The organism is Pseudomonas guariconensis (assembly GCF_024127895.1).
GTDB classification, from domain to species: domain Bacteria; phylum Pseudomonadota; class Gammaproteobacteria; order Pseudomonadales; family Pseudomonadaceae; genus Aquipseudomonas; species Aquipseudomonas guariconensis_B.
Window position 1 is genome coordinate 61,780 of the sequence record NZ_JAMYBK010000008.1, and the last position, 17,331, is coordinate 79,110.

At 67.0% G+C, this 17,331-nt stretch carries 16 protein-coding genes; 6 read left to right on the forward strand and 10 right to left on the reverse strand.

The features are described from left to right. Positions 1–117 precede the first annotated feature (117 nt). From NJF35_RS11180 to NJF35_RS11205, 6 genes are read right to left on the reverse strand one after another with little or no spacing between them, the layout of a single operon-like run. Positions 118–501, reverse strand: coding sequence for a RidA family protein (locus tag NJF35_RS11180; protein ID WP_225789162.1), 384 nt, complete (start codon positions 499–501; stop codon positions 118–120). 33 nt (positions 502–534) lie between these two features. Further along, positions 535–1,224 (reverse strand): DUF3726 domain-containing protein, encoded by a 690-nt coding sequence (locus NJF35_RS11185; RefSeq protein WP_225789163.1) that lies wholly within the window; start codon positions 1,222–1,224, stop codon positions 535–537. Positions 1,225–1,226: 2 nt separating this feature from the next. Further along, complete coding sequence (locus NJF35_RS11190; RefSeq protein WP_225789164.1) at positions 1,227–2,921, reverse strand: hypothetical protein; 1,695 nt, start codon at positions 2,919–2,921, stop codon at positions 1,227–1,229. Between the two features lie 26 nt (positions 2,922–2,947). Further along, entirely contained in the window at positions 2,948–4,498 is a 1,551-nt protein-coding gene (locus NJF35_RS11195) for a BCCT family transporter (protein WP_253091042.1), read from the reverse strand. Between the two features lie 55 nt (positions 4,499–4,553). Next, positions 4,554–5,540 carry a dipeptidase gene (locus tag NJF35_RS11200; RefSeq protein WP_253081539.1) on the reverse strand — a complete coding sequence of 329 codons (987 nt, stop codon included), beginning with the start codon at positions 5,538–5,540 and terminating at the stop codon, positions 4,554–4,556. A gap of 13 nt (positions 5,541–5,553) precedes the next feature. Further along, on the reverse strand, positions 5,554–6,996 hold the full coding sequence (locus NJF35_RS11205; RefSeq protein WP_253081540.1) for an aldehyde dehydrogenase family protein: 1,443 nt from the start codon (positions 6,994–6,996) through the stop codon (positions 5,554–5,556). A 93-nt stretch (positions 6,997–7,089) separates the two neighbouring features. On the opposite strand from NJF35_RS11205, the gene NJF35_RS11210 reads away from it, so the two are divergent. From NJF35_RS11210 to nudC, 3 genes are all read left to right on the forward strand, one after another. After that, complete coding sequence (locus tag NJF35_RS11210) at positions 7,090–7,983, forward strand: LysR family transcriptional regulator (RefSeq protein WP_225789168.1); 894 nt, start codon at positions 7,090–7,092, stop codon at positions 7,981–7,983. A 108-nt stretch (positions 7,984–8,091) separates the two neighbouring features. Beyond that, positions 8,092–8,904 (forward strand): crotonase/enoyl-CoA hydratase family protein, encoded by an 813-nt coding sequence (locus NJF35_RS11215; protein ID WP_225789169.1) that lies wholly within the window; start codon positions 8,092–8,094, stop codon positions 8,902–8,904. Positions 8,905–8,937: 33 nt separating this feature from the next. After that, positions 8,938–9,768 (forward strand): NAD(+) diphosphatase, encoded by an 831-nt coding sequence (gene nudC, locus NJF35_RS11220; RefSeq protein ID WP_225789170.1) that lies wholly within the window; start codon positions 8,938–8,940, stop codon positions 9,766–9,768. A 48-nt stretch (positions 9,769–9,816) separates the two neighbouring features. Here nudC and NJF35_RS11225 read toward each other — a convergent pair whose 3' ends face one another. The 4 genes from NJF35_RS11225 to NJF35_RS11240 form a co-directional block, all read right to left on the reverse strand. Continuing rightward, complete coding sequence (locus NJF35_RS11225) at positions 9,817–10,590, reverse strand: TSUP family transporter (protein WP_225789171.1); 774 nt, start codon at positions 10,588–10,590, stop codon at positions 9,817–9,819. Positions 10,591–10,765: 175 nt separating this feature from the next. Further along, a complete protein-coding gene (locus tag NJF35_RS11230; protein WP_253081543.1) occupies positions 10,766–12,118 on the reverse strand; it encodes a glutamine synthetase family protein in 1,353 nt (450 codons plus the stop codon). Between the two features lie 9 nt (positions 12,119–12,127). Then, a complete protein-coding gene (locus tag NJF35_RS11235; protein WP_410045490.1) occupies positions 12,128–12,700 on the reverse strand; it encodes a helix-turn-helix domain-containing protein in 573 nt (190 codons plus the stop codon). Then, positions 12,693–13,982: an NAD(P)/FAD-dependent oxidoreductase gene (locus NJF35_RS11240; protein ID WP_253091043.1), complete on the reverse strand. Its 1,290-nt coding sequence runs from the start codon at positions 13,980–13,982 to the stop codon at positions 12,693–12,695. The genes NJF35_RS11235 and NJF35_RS11240 overlap by 8 nt, the downstream gene beginning before the upstream one ends. A 157-nt stretch (positions 13,983–14,139) precedes the next feature. Here NJF35_RS11240 and NJF35_RS11245 point away from each other — a divergent pair, with 157 nt between their 5' ends. The 3 genes from NJF35_RS11245 (at position 14,140) to NJF35_RS11255 (ending at position 17,328) form a co-directional block, all read left to right on the forward strand. Then, a complete protein-coding gene (locus NJF35_RS11245) occupies positions 14,140–15,027 on the forward strand; it encodes a LysR substrate-binding domain-containing protein (RefSeq protein ID WP_253091044.1) in 888 nt (295 codons plus the stop codon). A gap of 94 nt (positions 15,028–15,121) precedes the next feature. Then, positions 15,122–16,234, forward strand: coding sequence for an agmatine deiminase (gene aguA / locus NJF35_RS11250; RefSeq protein WP_225789175.1), 1,113 nt, complete (start codon positions 15,122–15,124; stop codon positions 16,232–16,234). Further along, positions 16,231–17,328: an extracellular solute-binding protein gene (locus NJF35_RS11255; protein WP_225789176.1), complete on the forward strand. Its 1,098-nt coding sequence runs from the start codon at positions 16,231–16,233 to the stop codon at positions 17,326–17,328. Before aguA ends, NJF35_RS11255 begins: the two co-directional genes overlap by 4 nt. Positions 17,329–17,331 lie beyond the last annotated feature (3 nt).

Here is a 17,331-nt window from a genome sequence, read left to right on the forward strand (position 1 = left end):
CAAGGCCGCTCCCACAGGGGGCGTTGCCCTTTCAGTCCCTGTTCTCTGCGCAAAGCGCCCCCTGAAGTGTAGAGCAGCGCCGGGCTTATGAGCGGCTCCAGCATTGTCGTCAGGGCATCACGCCTGCAACGGCAGGCAGGCGTAGACCACCAGTTCCACCAGCATTTCCTCGCGTGCCAGCCCTGCCACCACGACCGCGGCGCGGTTGGGGAAGGGCGCTTGGAAGTATTGCGCGTACACGGCATTGACCGTTGCCAGGTAACTGCGGTCGGTGACGTAGATCAGTACCTGGGTCACGGCATCCAGCGAGCTGCCCGCAGCCTCGAGGGTATGGCGCAGGTTGTCCAGCGTCTGGCGCGCCTGGGCTTCGATGCCGCCGGCGACCACCTGACCCTGGGCATCGATGGGGATCTGCGCGGTGTAGAGCGTGCCGTTGCCGACGACGGCCCACTCCAGCGGGGCTTTGGACGCGAACAGGTCGGTCTTGATGGCGTATTTCATGAGTGTGTTCCTGGGGGGATGGGAGGGGGCTTGTCAATCGGCGTCGCTGCCGCCTCCAGCACCGTGCCGGCGCGAGGCTTCGGTGCTTTCGACGAGGATGTGCCCGGCCAGTTGCTTGAGCCGCTGCCAGGTGTGCTCGCTGACGCTGAAGCCTTGGTTGAGCGCGGCCTGCGCGCAGGCGACTCGCTGGGCGCAGTTGGCCGGGCGGCTGAAGGTGACGGTGATGCTCTGTTCGATGCACTCGGCTGTCGACGGCAGCTCGTGCAGGTCAGGGTGGCTGTCGAGCGCGGCGAAGGTGGCGATGTGCAACTGACGGGCATCGCTCCAACGGGCCTGGACCTCCAGGCCGAGCTCGGCGGCCCGGCACAGGTAGCCAAGCAACAGCAGGCGGTTGTGGCAGTGGTGGATCCGCAGCACCGCCTGGCCTGTGCGCAGCGCCTTGGCCAGGGCCAGCTCCACCACGGTCGCGGCGCAGCGCAGCACACTCTGGCCACGAGCATCGATCACCAGCAGGGCGCTGTCTTCATAGCTCAGGGCAAAGGGCTGGTCGGCTTCGTTGCGCAGGTAGTCCAAGGCCTTTTCCAGCGTCGCGACGCCATCGAGCCCCTGCAATTGCAGCCAGCCGACCATGTCGGCCGCGTCCTCGCAATCGCCGGCGGCAAAACCCATGCCTTCGAAGGCCTTGCGGCACATCACCTGGATTTCGTTGAGGGATACGCGCATGGTCAGTGATCTCCGTCCGGCATGACCGCAAAGTTCCAGTCGTCTGCGAATGGCTGGCCGATTTCGCTCACCAGCGGCGCCCCCTGGAACAGCGTGATGCGCACCCAGCGGCTCGACTTGGGGTCGAACTTGCCAGCACCGAAGAACGCCAGTTTGCAGCGCAGCAGGTGGATCGGCAGCATGTCGCGGGCCAGCAGGTTGGCGCGGATCTCGCCATAGCTGCGTAGCGCCATGCCCTGCAGGCGGCGTACCGTGCCCTTGAACGCCGGCTGGGCGATCAGAAAGTGCGCAGTCAGCGCATCGGGGTGGGCGTGCAGGTGATCGACCAGTGCGGCGTGGCACTGCTGGATGTTGCGGGCGATGCCCAGTTGCATTTCCTTCTCGGCGCCCGGTTCCTCGACGCGCATGCCCAGGCGGGGCTCTTCCTTGTCTGCGGAGCGGTACCAGAAGAAGTGCTCGGCGTCGGCATCGCTGAAGTCGTAGGCCAGCGCCCAGCCGTAGTGGCTTTCGATCAGCTTGCGCAGGTGCGCCAGGGGCATTTGTGCGTCCAGGCGCCAACCTTCGACCACGCCCATCTGCTCGGCCAGCGGTAGCACCTGCTCGGGGTACAGCTCCAGCAACAGGCTGACCAGCAACTCCTGGCAGCCGACGCTCGCGTGCGCTTCGCTCCAGGCCAGCAGGCGTGCCCAGAGGTCGTTGCCGGTGGGCTGGCGATCGAGCCACTCGGCCAGGGGCGCGAGGTCGGCCAGGGTCTGCTGGTCCTGCGCGTGCTGGCGCAGGTCTTCGGTATGGCTCTGCTGCAGGTGCAGGCGTGCCCGCGCCAGCAGGTCATGCAGACGCTGCATGTGGGCCGGGTCGGCTGCTTGCGCGAGCACCCGGGCCAGGGCGGTTTCCCGTGCCCAGACCCACTGGTCGACCAGTTGCGGGTGGTTGAGCAGAAATGGCGCCATGCCCAGCCCGGTGGAGTTGCCGACCCCCAGGTAGCGTTGCAGCGCCGGGGCCAGTCTCACCGCACGCCGTGGGTTGCGTGCCCGCGCCATGTGTTCGATCTGTTCGATGCTGAAGTGCCGCAGCAGGTACACGGTGAACATCTGTGCCGCGAAGGGCTGGCTGAAGTCCTCGTTGCCATGCAGGCAGCCGAAGTCGGCGATGCCGAACTTGCCGTTGCCATAGACGGCGGTGGTGCGATACAGGTAGCCGACTTCGGCCAGTTGCCGCGGGTCGGGCTGCTGGCCTTCGGCCAGGGCCGCGAGGAAGCGGTCGAAGTTGCGCAGGCTGCGGTTGGCGCGCGACAGCACCAGCACACGGGCGTCGAAGCGGCCGGCTTCCTGCAGGGGGACGTTGCGCTGCAGGTCGGCCAGTTGCGCCTCGTCGACGTCCCCGGCCAGCAGCACGAAACTCACGTCCCATTGGTCGGCGATCACCCGGTCGCTGCGTTTTTCCGGCGGCAGGTAGGCCGAGAAGATCACGCAGTGGTAGTGCGCATTCGGTGTGTCGATGCGGTAGATGACGGTGCCGAAACCTTCGCCATCGAGGTCGAAACGGCTGCGCTGGATGCGCCAGCCTTGGTTCATCATCCGGCGCATGCTGCTGCGCACGAAGCTCAAGGGGCTCTGGAAGTGGCTGCCCAGCCGGGCCAGGTCCATGACCTGGCTGGCGGGGCGCAGCGCGTGCGCTGCGAACAGGGTGTTGGACATTGTTAGGGTTCCTGGATGCATCATGTTCAGAGGCCTTGTGCGTGGGCCATGTGCCGGGCGATGCGCACGGCATCCCACAGCGCCGGCAGGATCAGCAGCGACACCGGCACCGCGGTGATGACGATGAAGGACTGCAGGGCCGTCACGCCGCCTGCGCCGATGGTGATCAGCACCACGGCCGCCAGGCCCATGCCGATGGCCCAGAAACCGCGCAGCCATTTCTTCGGCTTGTCGCTGCTGGACATCGCCAGTGCCACGGTGAAGGCCATGGCGTCGCCGTTGGTGGCCACCGAGATGAAACTCAGGAACAGGAACAGCGCACTGACCAGGCCACCCAGGGGCAGGTTCTGCGTCACGCCCAGCAGCAGGTCTTCGGGCTGGCTGCCATGGGCGGTGACGATACCCGGGGTCTGCAGCTCCAGGCCGATGCCGCTGCCGCCGACCACGGTGAACCAGAACATGGTCACCAGCGGGGCAACGATCGACAGCGTCATGATGATCTCGCGGATGGTGCGGCCCCGGGAGATCCGCGCGACGTACAGCGCGACCATGGGGGCATAGCCGATGAACCAGCCCCAGAAGAACACCGTCCACCAATCCAGCCACTTGGGGTCGGCACGGAACAGGGTCATCGGCAGGAAGTGCTCCACGTGCAGGGCCAGGGCCGAGGGGAAGCTGCCGAGGATGAACAGGGTGGGGCCGAACGCTACCATGAACACCGCGAGCCCGAGCATCAGCCAGACGTTGATCTCGCTGACGAAACGGATGCCCTTGAGCCCCACCAGGCACGAGACGGTGTACATCAGCGTCACCAGGACGATGGTGAGCGACTGGGTGAACAGGTCGTTGGGCAGGCCCCACGCCGCGTGCAGGGCGCTGCTGATTTGCAGGCCGAGGAAACCGATCGGGCCGATGGTGCCGGCGACCACGGCGATGATCGAGGTGGCGTCGGCCAGGGTGCCGATCGGGCCCCTGAGGGCGCGCTCGCCGAACAGCGGGTAGAGCAGGGTGCGGGGCGCCAGCGGCAGGCCCTTGTCGTAGTGCAGGTGCATCAGCACGATCGCCAGCAGGCTGCCGAGCACCGCCCAGGCGAGGAAGCCCCAGTGCACGAAGGACTGTGCCAGCGCCGCCGTGGCCGCCGCCTCGCTGTGCGGCTGCACGCCGGCGAACAGGGGGGGCGGGCTGGCGAAGTGCATCAGCGGTTCGGCCGCAGCCCAGAAGGCGCCGCCGCCTGCCAGCAGTGCGCACATGATCACCGCGATCCAGTTGAAGGTGCTGATGTCCGGGCGTTGTTCGACGCCGCCCAGGCGCACGCGCCCATATTTCGAGAAACCGATGCCCAGGCTGACCACGAAGGTCACCAGCATCAGCACCTGCCAGTACAGGCCGAAGGCCTTGGTCGACCAGGCGAACAGGGTATCGACCAGTGCCGATACCGCGTCGATGTCGACCAGCGCCGCGACCAGGAACGCCGCGAGGAAACCGCCGCTGATCAAGAACAGCGGCCAGTCGATATCCCGGGCGAGCGGCAGGCGCATGGCCTGGCCGTCCGCTGGCAGGGTGGTTGGGTTTTTCATGAAGCCTCCGGAACCTGCGTTGTTGTTATTGTTCAAGCTGTCCGTGCGGGGAGATTCAGGCCTGCGCCGTGGTGGCGGTTTCCAGCAGGCGCAACCAGTTCAGGCCCATGATCTGGCGCACCTCGTCCTCGGCGAAGCCTCGGGCGCGCAGGCCTTGGGCGATGTTGGGGAAGTCGCGGCTGTCACGGAACCACTGCAGCGGTGCCGGCCAGTTGGCGTTGTCCTTCGAGCCTTCGCCGTAGTCCTTTTCCTTGCTCCAGCGCCCGTTGCGCATCCATTCGAGCACCGACAGCGGTTGCGCCTGGCACAGGTCGGTGCCGATGCCGATGTGCTCGACCCCCATCAGGTCGGCGGTGCTGGCGATCATGTCGCAGAAGCTTTCCAGGCTGCAGGCCGAGGCGCCCTTGAGGTGGAAGGGGTAGGTGCTGAAGCCCAGCAGGCCACCGGACTCGGCGATACCGCGCAGCACCGCATCGGACTTGTTGCGCTTGGCGGCATGGAAGCTCGACGGGTTGGCGTGGGAGACGATCACCGGCCGGCTCGACAGCTCGATGGCTTCCAGGGTGCTGCGTTCGGCGCTGTGCGACATGTCGATCAGCATGCCGACCCGGTTCATCTCGGCGATGACCTGGCGGCCGAAGCGGCTGATGCCGTTGTCTTCACGCTCGTAGCAACCACTGGCCAGCAGGCTCTGGTTGTTGTAGGTGAGCTGCATGACGAACACCCCCAGCTGGCGGAAGATCTCCACCAGGGCGATGTCGTCCTCGATCGGCGAGCAGTTCTGGAAGCCGAAGAAGATCCCCACCCGGCCTTCTTCGTGGGCCAGGCGGATATCGCTGGCCGTGCGTACCGGGCGGATCAGCTGTGGCCAGGTTTCGAAGCGGCGGTTCCACTCGCCGAGGCGCGAGAGGGTTTCGCGAGCGTTCTCGTGGTAGGCGATGGTGGCGTGCACCGCGCTCAGGCCACCGGCTTGCATCTGCTGGAATATTTCCGGGCTCCAGTTGGAGTACTGCAGGCCGTCGATCATCAGTAGGTCGTGCATGGCGCGTGCTCCTTCAAGGCCGCAGGTAGGTGGTCTTGACCACGGTGTAGAAGTCGCGGGCGTACTGCCCCTGTTCGCGCGGGCCGAAGCTGGAGGCTTTGCGGCCGCCGAAGGGCACGTGGTAGTCGGTGCCGGCGGTGGGCAGGTTGACCATCACGCAGCCGGTCTGGGCGCGGCGGCGGAACTCGGTGGCGTGGCGCAACGACTGGGTGACGATGCCGGCGGTCAGGCCGTACGGGGTGTCGTTGAGCGTGGCCAGGGCGTCCTCGAAATCGCCCACGCGGATCACGCAGGCGATGGGGCCGAACACTTCCTCGCGGTTGATGCGCATGTCATTGCGGCTGTCAACGAATAGCGCCGGGCGCATGTAGTAGCCGTCGGTCTCCAGTTGCAGCCGTTCGCCGCCTTCGATCAGCGTGGCGCCTTCGGCCTGGGCCAGGCGCAGGTAGCCCAGGTTCTGCTCCAACTGGCGGGCGTCGGCCACCGGGCCGATCTGCACGCCGGCCTGCAGGGCGTGGCCGACCTTGAGCTGGCGCATGCGCAGGCGCAGGGCCTCGACGAAGCGGTCGTGGATACCCTCGCAGACGATCAGCCGCGAGGAGGCCGTGCATTTTTGTCCCGTGCCGAAGAACGCACCGTTGAGCGCGCACTCCACCGCCAGGTCGAGGTCGGCGTCGTCCATCACCACCAGGGCATTCTTGCTGCCCATCTCCAGTTGGCAGCGCACCAGGTTGCCGGCGGTGGCGACCGCGACGCGGCGGCCGGTTTCCAGCGAGCCGGTGAAGGTCAGGGCGTCGATCTCCGGCGAGTTCACCAGGGTTTCGCCGACATTGGCGCCGCTGCCCATGATCAGGTTGAAGGTGCCGGCGGGCAGGCCCTGGCGGCTGATGATCTCGGTCAGCGCCCAGGCGCTGGCCGGTACCAGGTTGGCCGGCTTGAACACCACGGCGTTGCCGAAGGCCAGGGCCGGGGCGATCTTCCAGGCGGCGGTGGCCATGGGGAAGTTCCAGGGGGTGATGATGCCCACCACGCCTACCGGCTCGCGGTGCACCTCGATGTCGATACCGGTGCGCACGGAAGCGGCGGTCTCGCCCATCTGGCGCAGCACTTCGGCGGCGTAGTAGTGGAAGAACTGGCCGCTGCGGTTGACCTCGCCAATGCCTTCGGCCAGGGGCTTGCCCTCTTCACGGGAGAGCAGCTCGCCGAGTTCGTCCTTGCGGGCGATCAGTTCGTCGCCGATGGCCATCAGCACCTGCTGGCGGGCTTCGAGGCCGCTGGCGGCCCACTGCGGTTGCGCGGCGCGGGCGGCCTGGATGGCCTGGCGGGCCTGTTCGGCGCTGGCCTGGTGGTATTGGCCGATCAGGTCGCGGGTATCCGAAGGGCTGTGGTTGGCCAGCGTGGACTGGCCTTCGCACCATTGGCCATCGATGTAGTTCTTGTAGGGAGTGAGTGACATTGAGAAGCCTCCGTTTGCCTGGCTCTCATCTTGCGAGCAATATGGCGCAAATAAAAATTAATAAAAAAAATGATTCGATAAGGAACGCTAACCATGTTGCCCGAGCTGAAGATCGCCCAGTTGCGCTATTTCCTGTGGGTCGCGGAGCTCAAGAGCTTCCACGCTGCCGCCCGCCAGGCCTACCGCACCCAGCCGGCGGTATCGCTGGCGGTGCGCGAGCTGGAGCAGAAGCTGGGCCAGGCGCTGGTCGAGAAGGGCGGCGGGCGGGTCGAGCTGACGCCTTTTGGCGAGCATTGCCTGCCGTTGTTCCGTGGCCTGGTCGAGCACCACGACCGCATCGCTCGCGAGGCCACCTTGCTGGCTCGGCACGAGATCGGCCAGGTGAGCATCGCCACCGTGCCTTCGGTGGCCAGCCGGCTGCTGCCGGGGCCCCTGGGGCGCTTCGTGGCCGAGCACCCGAACGTGCAGGTGAGCATCCAGGACGGCAGCGCCGACAGCGTGCAGCAACTGCTGGCCCAGGGGCAGGTGGACTTCGTCATCAGCAGCATGTGGATGGCCGATGAGCAGGTCGAGTTCGTGCCGATCCTCAACGACCAGGTGGGGGTGGTGTGCCGCAGCGACCATCCCCTGGTGCAGGGCGGCGGGACGTTGCACTGGTCGCAGTTGCAGGGGGTGCCGATCATCCGCAACGGCACCTCGCGGCTGCTGGAGGGCACCGAGGCCGAGTGCCTGCTGGCGCACAGCCGGTTGTTCGTCTCCAACATGATTTCGCTGATCGCGATGCTGGAGGAGGGCGTGGGGATCAGCACGCTGCCGTACCTGGCGTTCCCGCTGGAGAACGAAAAGCTCGCCTTCCTGCCGCTGGCCGAGCCGAAGGTGGAGCGCCAGATCGGCATGCTGACGCGCAAGGGGCGCAGCCTGTCGCCTGCGGCCGAGGCGTTGATGACGTTCTTGCGGGCGCAGTTGCCCAAGGCGGGGGATCGGTAGGGGCGGTTCATTCATGGGGGCCAGGAGTCCCGCTTTTGGCACATGTGCAGCCTTGCGGGTGGGTTATAGTCCGGCGATGTGAACCCTTCCCCCGCTGGAGTACCGCCCGTGACCGAATACACCGCGTTCAAGGTCGAACTGACCGACAACATTGCCCATGTGCAGATCAACCGCCCGGAGAAGATCAATGCGATGAACGCGGCCTTCTGGGAGGAGATCGTCGCCATCTTCCAGTGGATCGACGACACCGATGCGGTGCGCGCGGTGGTGCTCAGCGGCGCTGGCAAGCACTTCTCCTCGGGCATCGACCTGATGATGCTGGCCTCGCTGGCGGGCCAGATGGGCAAGGATGTCGGCCGCAACGCCCGCCTGTTGCGCCGTACCATCCTGCGCCTGCAGGCGTCGTTCAATGCCGTGGACAATTGCCGCAAGCCGGTGCTGGCGGCGATCCAGGGCTATTGCATCGGTGGCGCCATCGACCTGGTGTCGGCCTGCGACATGCGCTATTGCAGCGCGGACGCGCAGTTCTCGATCAAGGAGATCGACATGGGCATGGCCGCCGATGTCGGCACCTTGCAGCGTTTGCCGCGCATCATCGGTGACGGCATGCTGCGCGAACTGGCCTTCACCGGACGCACGATCGATGCCCAGGAGGCCCTGCGCATCGGCCTGGTCAATCGGGTCCATGACGACCAGGCGGCGCTGCTCGATGCAGTCTTTGCCATCGCCAGGGAAATTGCAGGAAAATCCCCCATTGCCGTGGCCGGCACCAAGGAGATGCTCAGCTACATGCGCGACCATCGCATCGACGATGGCCTGGAGTACATCGCCACCTGGAATGCCGCCATGCTGCAGTCCGAGGACCTGCGGGTCGCCGTGGCGGCCCACATGAGCAAACAGAAACCGACGTTCGCTGACTGACCTGGCCAGCGGGCGCCAGCAAGGAACCCGAACATGTCAGCACGCTGGACTACCGCAGTACTCGACCCGCAGATCGTCGGAGGCTGGGCCGTGGCCCGCAGCCCGCAGGGGTTCCTGGTGGACGCCAACGGTGCGCTGTTCCCCCGTGACTGGCTGGCGCGCCAGGACTTGGACGTGCTCTGCGAGCATGGCATCGGCCACTTCGATGGCCAGCCGGTGTTCCTCCTCGAGCTGCGCGCCGCCACCGACCTGCCGGGCTGCAGTTGGCGCGGCCTGCGCCAGTTCATGCTGGAGGGCGACGCCGACACCTACAGGGTCCTCGGCTACGCGGCGCAGATTGGTACCTGGGCCCGCGAACACCGCTTCTGTGGCAGTTGCGGCCAGCCCATGGCGCAGATCCGCTGGGAGCGCGCCATGTATTGCCAGGCCTGCGACCTGCGCAGCTACCCGCGCATCTCGCCGAGCATGATCGCGCTGATCACCCGCGGCGACGAAATCCTCCTGGCCCGCTCGCCGCGCTTCGTCACCGGCGTCTACAGCACCCTGGCGGGCTTTGCCGAGCCGGGCGAGTCGGCCGAGCAGTGCCTGGTGCGCGAAGTGCTGGAGGAAGTGGCGGTGCAGGTGAAGAACATCCAGTACGTGGGCAGCCAGTGCTGGCCGTTCCCGCACTCGATGATGCTGGGCTTCCATGCCGAGTACGCCAGTGGCGAGATCGTCATGCAGCCGGACGAGATCGAGGATGCCAAGTGGTTCAGCGTGCATGACTTGCCGCCACTGCCGGCCGGGCGTTCCATCGCCCGCTACCTGATCGACCTCTATGTGGCGCGTCGATTGGGCCAGCAGGAGCCGGCATTCCCGGCCTAGGTCCGTAGCAAATGCCGCGAAGCACTCCAACGCTGCGCAAACACTGCGCTATCCGACCCAGTGCTGCCATACCAGGCGCACGGTCAGCGCCAGCACCACGGCGATGAACACCGGGCGGATGAACTTGCTGCCCCCGCTGATCGCCGTGCGTGCGCCAAAAAAGGCACCGACCATCACCGACAGGCCCATGGCCAGGCCAACGATATAGTCCACCTGCCCGGACAGGATGAACACCGTCAGCGCCGCGATGTTGCTGACGAAGTTCATGCTGCGCGCCACGCCGCTGGCGCGCACCAAGTCGATGGGGTAGAGCAGCAGCGTGCTCACCGTCCAGAACGCCCCGGTGCCGGGGCCGGCCACGCCGTCGTAGAAGCCCAGGCTCAAGCCCTGGGGGAACTGCCAGGTCTTCTTGATCGGTACATCGGCATCCAGCGGTGCCTTGGGCGTGCCGCCGAACAGCAGGTAGATGCCACAGGCGAACACGATCACCGGGAGCATCTTGTTCAGCCAGTCGGCGGGCATGATGTGCGCGACCACCGCACCGAGCAACGCACCGACCAGGGTCCCCAGCAGCGCCGGGCGCCATTGGGCCGGGTGGAACAACTTGCGCCGGTAGTAGGTGAAGCCGGCCGTGGCCGAGCCGAAGGTGGAACTGAGCTTGTTGGTGCCCAGCACCAGATGGGGCGGCATGCCGGCGGTGAGCAGCGCCGGGGTGGTGAGCAGGCCGCCACCGCCGGCGATGGCGTCGATGAAACCGGCGACGAAGGCGACTGCGGCGAGGATCAGCAGGGTAAGGGGTTCTACGGTGAGTTCGAAGGGCATGGGGCTTTGGCAGGCTGGGAGGCGGGGTGCGGCAAACGGCCGCGCTAGAGGCCGTACATGGTAATCCTCGGGAGGAGGGGTTGCCAGTCATGCCTTTGGGTTATGTGCCGGCGGTGTCCGGCCCTTTCGCGGGCTTGCCGTAACGCCGGACCGGCGCGAAAGGGGCGAGCGGGCATCAGAGGAACCAGCGATACTCCCGCGCACTGACCTCGTGCATGAACGCCAGGTGATCCTGGCGCTTGTTCTCGCAATACACCATCACGAACTCTTCCCCAAGCCCCTCGTTCACCGCCGGATGCCCGCGCATTGCCGCCACCGCGCCGAGCATGTCCCGGGGAAAATCGATCCCGCTGCCGCGATCCTCGTTGAGCGGCGCGATCGGTTCCTGCGCGGCCTGCAGCCCATGCTCCATGCCGCAGAGGATCGCCGCCAGCACCAGGTACGGGTTGGCATCGGCCCCCGCCAGGCGGTGCTCGATGCGCAGGTTGCGCGTATCCGACTCGGGAATGCGGATGCACGCATCGCGGTCTTCGAAGCCCCAGCTGGCGCGGCTGGCGGCATTGACCATGGCGCCGTAGCGGCGAAAAGCATTGTGGTTGGCGGCGAACACCGGCATGCAGTGCGGCAGCAGCGCCAGGCAGCCGGCCACCGCATGGCGCAGCGGGCGCTGCGCGTCGGCGGCCAGCAGGTTGTTGCCGGCGTTGTCGTAGAGGCTGACGTGCACGTGCATGCCGCTGCCGGGCGCGTCCAGGTAGGGCTTGCTCATGAACGAGGCGCGCAGCCCATGCTTGAGCGCCACGCCGCGGGTGCTGCGGCAGAACAGGGCGGCCCAGTCGGCGGCGCGCAGGCCGTCGTCGCAATGGCCGAAGTTGATCTCGAACTGCCCCGGGCCCAGCTCGGCGGTGATCACGTTGGCGTCCACGCCTTGCGCGTTGGCGGTCTCGACCATGTCCCGCAGCACGTCGCAGAAGCGCGAGAGGCGCTCGATATGCATGTTGGGCTGGTCGTCGGCATCGCCGCTGAGCGGATCGCGAGGGAAGCAGGGTAGGCCCTCCTTGAGCGCGCGGTCGAACAGGTAGAACTCCAGCTCGAACGCCACCACCGGGCGGATACCGCGCCGTTCGAGGCGTTGCAGCACGCGGGCGAGCACTTCCCGTGGCTCGAACTCGATGGGCGTGGCGGTACCGTCGGAGGTGACCAGCATCTGCCCCAGCGGCTCGCGCTCCCAGGTCACCGGCTTGAGCGTACCCGGCACCAGGCGCCGCAGGGCGTCCGGGTCGCCATCATTGAAGCAGTAGTCGCCGATGGGGAACAGCCCGCCCTGGACGCCCAGCAGCACGCAGTTCTGCGGCAGTTTCAGGGGGCTGCCGGCGGCGACCTTCTCGAGCATGTCCACAGGGTAGCGCTTGCCATAGAAGTGCCCGGGGATGTCCAGGCTGATCAGGTCCACATGGCGCACCTGTGGATGGCGGGCGCGGAAGGCGCGAACTTCGCTGAGCAGGTCGGGAAAGCTTGTTGTCGTTGTCATGCTGTGCTCTCAACGGAATACCCAGAGGACGCGGGTCGTCTGGTCGGTCAGGTTGGCGTAGCGGAACTGGCTGTGCGGCGGGAGCTGGAAGCTGTCGTTGGGGCCGAGGGTGACGGGGGCGTCATGCCCTTCGAGCCACAGGGTCAGTTGGCCTTCCAGGATGAAACCGCCTTGTTCGGCGCTGTCGTCCAGATGGCCCTCGCCGCTGCTGGCGCCGGGCGCCAGGTGGCTTTCGAGCATGGCGAAGCTGCCGGTGAGGCTGGGCGAGACCAGGACGTCGGTCACGCCCTGGGCGTAGTACAGCGTGCGTCGTTCGCCGGGGCGCGTCACCCAGCCCAGCGCCCGCGGCTTGCTGGGTTGGTAGAAGTAGGTGGTCGGTACGTGCAGGGCTTCGCTGATGGCCGTGAGGTCGGCCACGGTGGGCCTCGACAGACCACGCTCGACCTGCGAGAGAAACCCCAGCGAACGGTTGACCCGGCCGGCCAGCTCGCCCAAGGTCAGGCCGCGGTGCTTGCGCAGGTCGCGGATCAGCAGCGCCAGGCCCTGGATGTCGTCGTCGGTGTGCAGGGGCGTCTCAGACATGGTCGCGCAACCTGTACCAGGCCTTGGCCGCGGCCTCCAACGGCGCGGCCATCAGGTCGCCGCCGGGGAAACGGCCGTTGTCGATGCCGGCGTACAACGCCAACAGCTCGTCGTCGCCGAGGATCGCGTCGCTGACCGCCCGTGCGCCGGCCAGGGTCGGCAGCACACCATGGCCAGAGAAACCTTGCAGCCAGTAGCGTTGGCCCTGGCGGCCGATGTCCGGCGTGCGGTGCAGGCTGCAGTCGATGTGCCCACCCCAGGCGTAGTCGATGGCCACGCCGGCCAACTGCGGGAACACCCGCTCCAGGTAGGGACGGGTGGCAGCGGCCACGTCCTTGGGAATGCCGCCCAGGTAGGTGCAGCCACCGCCGAACAACAGGCGATGGTCCGGAGTCAGGCGGAAGTAGTCGGGGACGAACTGGTTGTCGATCACGCAGCTGTTGCGTGGCAGCAGCGACTGGGCCAGCGCCGCCTCCAGGGGCGCGGTGGCCACCTGGTAGGAGCCCACCGGCAGGAGCCGGCGCGAGAGGGTGCGGTCGAGGCGGTCGATGTAGGCGTTGCAGGCCAGTACCAGTACCTGGCTGCGCACTTCGCCCTGGTCGGTGCGGGCGACGAAGCCGCTGGCGCTCTCGTGGTAGTCGCGCACCTGGCTTTGCTCGAAGATTTGCCCGCCTGCCGCCTCGATCGCGCTGGCCAGGCCCTGGGCCAGTTTCAGCGGGTTGAGGTGGGCGCCGTTGGGGTCGTACAGGGCGGCCTGGTAGCGTGGGCTGTCGACCCATTCGGGCAGCTCGTCGCGGCCGATCAGGCGCAGGCAGTCGTAGCCCCATTTCTCCCGGGCTTCGTGCTGCGCCTGTTCGAGCATCTTCACGCGCCGGGCCAGCACGGCGGTCCACAGGCTGCCGACCCGGTAATCCACCTCGAAGCCGTGACGCTGGGGCAGTTCGCGCATCTCCTCGGCGGCCCAATACATGCTGTCCCACAGCCGGCGCGCCCGCTCCAGGCCCAGGGCCTTCTCCAGGGGCGGCATGTCGCAGGACCAACCCAGCAGTGCCTGGCCACCATTGCGCCCGGACGCCGCCCAGGCCACCCGACTGGCTTCCAGCAAGACCACGCGCTTGCCGGCCAGGGCCAGGCGCAGCGCGGTGTGCAGGCCGCTGAAGCCGGCGCCGACGATCAGCACGTCGGTGTCCAGAGGGCCTTGCAGGGTGGGGCGCAGGGGGATGGTCGTGGGGTAGGTCCGGGCGTAGTAGCTGGCGACGTGTTGGGCGGATTGCTTGAACATGCGGGCCTCGTGAAATTTATTGTTGTTTATTTCATGAAAAAATAGCAGATAAATTTCACAGCGCCAGTGGGGCCGGTGCAGCGGCAAAAGACTTAACGGCTCCTCGAAATAGCCCGATATGATTCGGCTCCGACTGCCATCCAGAAGGGAACCCCTCATGCGCCGCCTGCCTTCCCTGACCGCCCTGCGCACCTTCGAGTGTGCCGCCCGCCACGGCCACTTCGGCCGGGCCGCCGCCGAGCTGTGCGTGACCGACAGCGCCGTCAGCCACCAGATCCGCCAACTGGAGGATCAACTGGGCGTCGCCCTGTTCGAGCGGGTGGGCCGCCAGGTGCGCCCCAGTGCCGAGGCCGAGCGTCTGCTGCACCACCTGCAGCAGGCCTTCGAGCTGATCGGCAAGGCCTGCGACGAGCTGCGCGATCCGGCTTCCCAGGCGGTGTTGCGGGTGGCGGTCACGGCGGAGCTGGCGCAGAAATGGCTGGTGGCCCGGCTGGCCGACTTCAGCAGCCGCTACCCGCACATCACCCTGCACCTGCACGAGCAGCCGATCGACGCCGGCGCCCCGGCGATGGAGGTCGATGTCGCCATCACCTACGGCACCAGCGCCCTGGACGCCAGCACCCACTTCGTCCGGCCCTTGCCGCTGCTGCAGTTCTTCCCGGTGTGCAGCCCGGGGCTGTTCAACCAGGGCGGGCTCAAGCGTCCGCGCGACCTGGTGCGCCACTGTCTGCTGCACGACGACCAGGATGGCCGCACCTGGACCACCTGGCTGGCCACCCACGCCGACGACGCCTTGCCCACCCGCCAGTTGTACTTCCCCCATGCGGCGCTGGCCCTGGAGGCGGCGGCGCTGGGGCAGGGCGTGGCCATGGGCGACAACCTGACCTGCCAGGCCGACCTGCAGAGCGGCCGCCTGGTGCGCCCGTTCAACGCCAGCGTGACGGCCCAGGGGCAGTACGCGCTGGTCTGCGAGCGCTTGCGCCTGGAGCGCGGCGCGGTGGCCGAATTCATCGAATGGTTCATCGAACAGATCGCCGAGCCCTGAATTCAATTCAACTATCGCTGAGTTTTCATCGTTGGAAGCCCGGCGCCCGGCGGCGTAGCGTGCAGTCATCACTCACCGATGACGAGGTTGACCCATGGCACGTTCGCTCACCACCACCCCGAAGGCCGATGGTTTCCGCCTGCCTGGCGAATTCGAGCGCAAGGCCGGTTGCTGGCTCGGCTGGCCGGAGCGCCCGGATGTCTGGCGCAACGGCGGCAAGCCGGCGCAGAAGGTCTGGGTCGAGATCGTCACGGCCATCGCCTCCAGCGAGCCGGTGACCGTCTGCGCCTCCGCTGCCCAGTACGCCAATGCCCGGCGCCTGCTGCCGGCCCATGTACGGGTGGTCGAGATGACCTGCAACGACACCTGGTTCCGCGACAGCGGCCCGTGCTTCGTGGTCAACGACGACAGCGGCGAGGTGCGCGGCGTGGACTTCGAGTTCAATGCCTACGGCGGCCTGGACGGTGGTCTCTACTACCCCTGGGACAAGGACGACCAGATCGCCCGCAAGATCCTCGAGATCGAGAACCTGGACCACTACCGCGCGCCGCTGATCGCTGAGCTGGGCGGTATCCAGAGCGATGGCCAGGGCAGCCTGCTGACCACCGAGCAGTGCCTGCTCAACCGCAACCGTAACGCGCACCTGGGCAAGGACGAGGTGACCCGCCGGCTACAGGACTACCTGGGCGCCGAACAGGTGATCTGGCTGCCGCGTGGCTGCAAGTTCGACGAGACCGACGGCCATGTCGACGACCTGGCTTGTTTCGTGCGCCCCGGCGAAGTGGTGCTGCAATGGACCGACGATCGCAACGACCCGCAGTGGGAGATCTACCAGCAAGCCTATGACATCCTGCGCAGCACCCGCGACAGCCGTGGCCGGGCCCTCAAGGTGCATAAGCTGCCGCAGCCGCAGGTGCTGGAATGGACGGCGGAGGAAGCCGCAGGCCTGGACCAGGTCGACGGTACCCACCTGCGCCAGGCGGGTACGCGCATCTGCGCCTCGTACATCAATTACTACGCGGGCAACTCGGCCATCGTCGTGCCGCTGTTCGGCGACCGCAACGACGCCGTGGCCCAGGCTACCCTGGCGGAACTGTTCCCCGACCATCGCATCCTCGGTATCGAGCACTCCCGGGAGATCCTGCTGGGCGGTGGCAACGTCGCCTGTATCACCATGCCGCAATACGCTGGAGGCCGCCGCCCATGAAACTGCGCAACCTGACCCTGGCGCTCGCCCTGGGCTGCACGGTGGCGGTGGCCCAGGCAGCCGACGCACAACAGCCGACCGTCAACCTGTACATCTGGGGCGAGTACCTTGCCCCGGACACCTTGGCCAACTTCGAGAAGCAGACGGGCATCCGCGTGGTCGCCGACCACTTCGACTCCCTGGAGACGGCCGAAACCAAGCTGCTGACCGGCCGTAGCGGCTACGACGTGGTGCTCAGCGCCGGCCAGCACCTGAGCCGGGCGATCGCCAGCGGTGCCCTGCAACCGCTGGACAAGAGCAAGGTGCCGCACCTGGCGGGTATCGGCGAGGAGTTCCGTCAGCACATGGCGGTGTTCGATCCGGGCAATCGCTATGCTGGCACCTATGCCTGGGGCACCACGGGGGTGGGCTTCCAGCAGGAGGCGGTGGCGGCACGCTTGCCGGATGCACCGCGTGACAGCTGGGCGATGCTGTTCGATCCGCAGGTGGCGGCGAAATTCGCCGATTGTGGGGTGAGCCTGCTCAACGACCCCAACGAGGTGTTCGCCGCGGCGATGCGCTACCTGGGGCTGGACATCAACCAGCAGCGCGTGGAGGATCTGCGGGCGGCCGAGGCGCACCTGCGCAAGATCCGCCCCTATATCCGTTATTTCGACAACGATCGCAACATCAACGACCTGGCCAACGGCGAGACGTGCGTGGCGATGTCGTGGAACGGCAACGTGGCCATCGCCCAGACGCAGGCGCAGCAGGCTGGCAAGGCCTTCAGCCTGGACTACCGCATTCCCAGCGAGGGAACGCTGATCTGGCTCGATGCGTTGGTGGTGCCCAAGGATGCGCCGCATCCCGAGGCGGCCTGGCAACTGGTCGATTACCTGATGCGGCCCGAGGTGATCGCGCCGATCACCGACACCATCCACTACGCCAATGCGATCACGGCTGCCGACGAGTTGGTGGACCCTGGGATCCGCAATGCGCCGGGGACCTACCCGCCGGCCGAGGTGCGGGCGCGGTTGTATACCAAGAACGACAATGGCAAGGCCTTCAACCGGGAGTTGACCCGGGCGTTCAGTCGGTTGAAGAGCGGGACCTAGGCT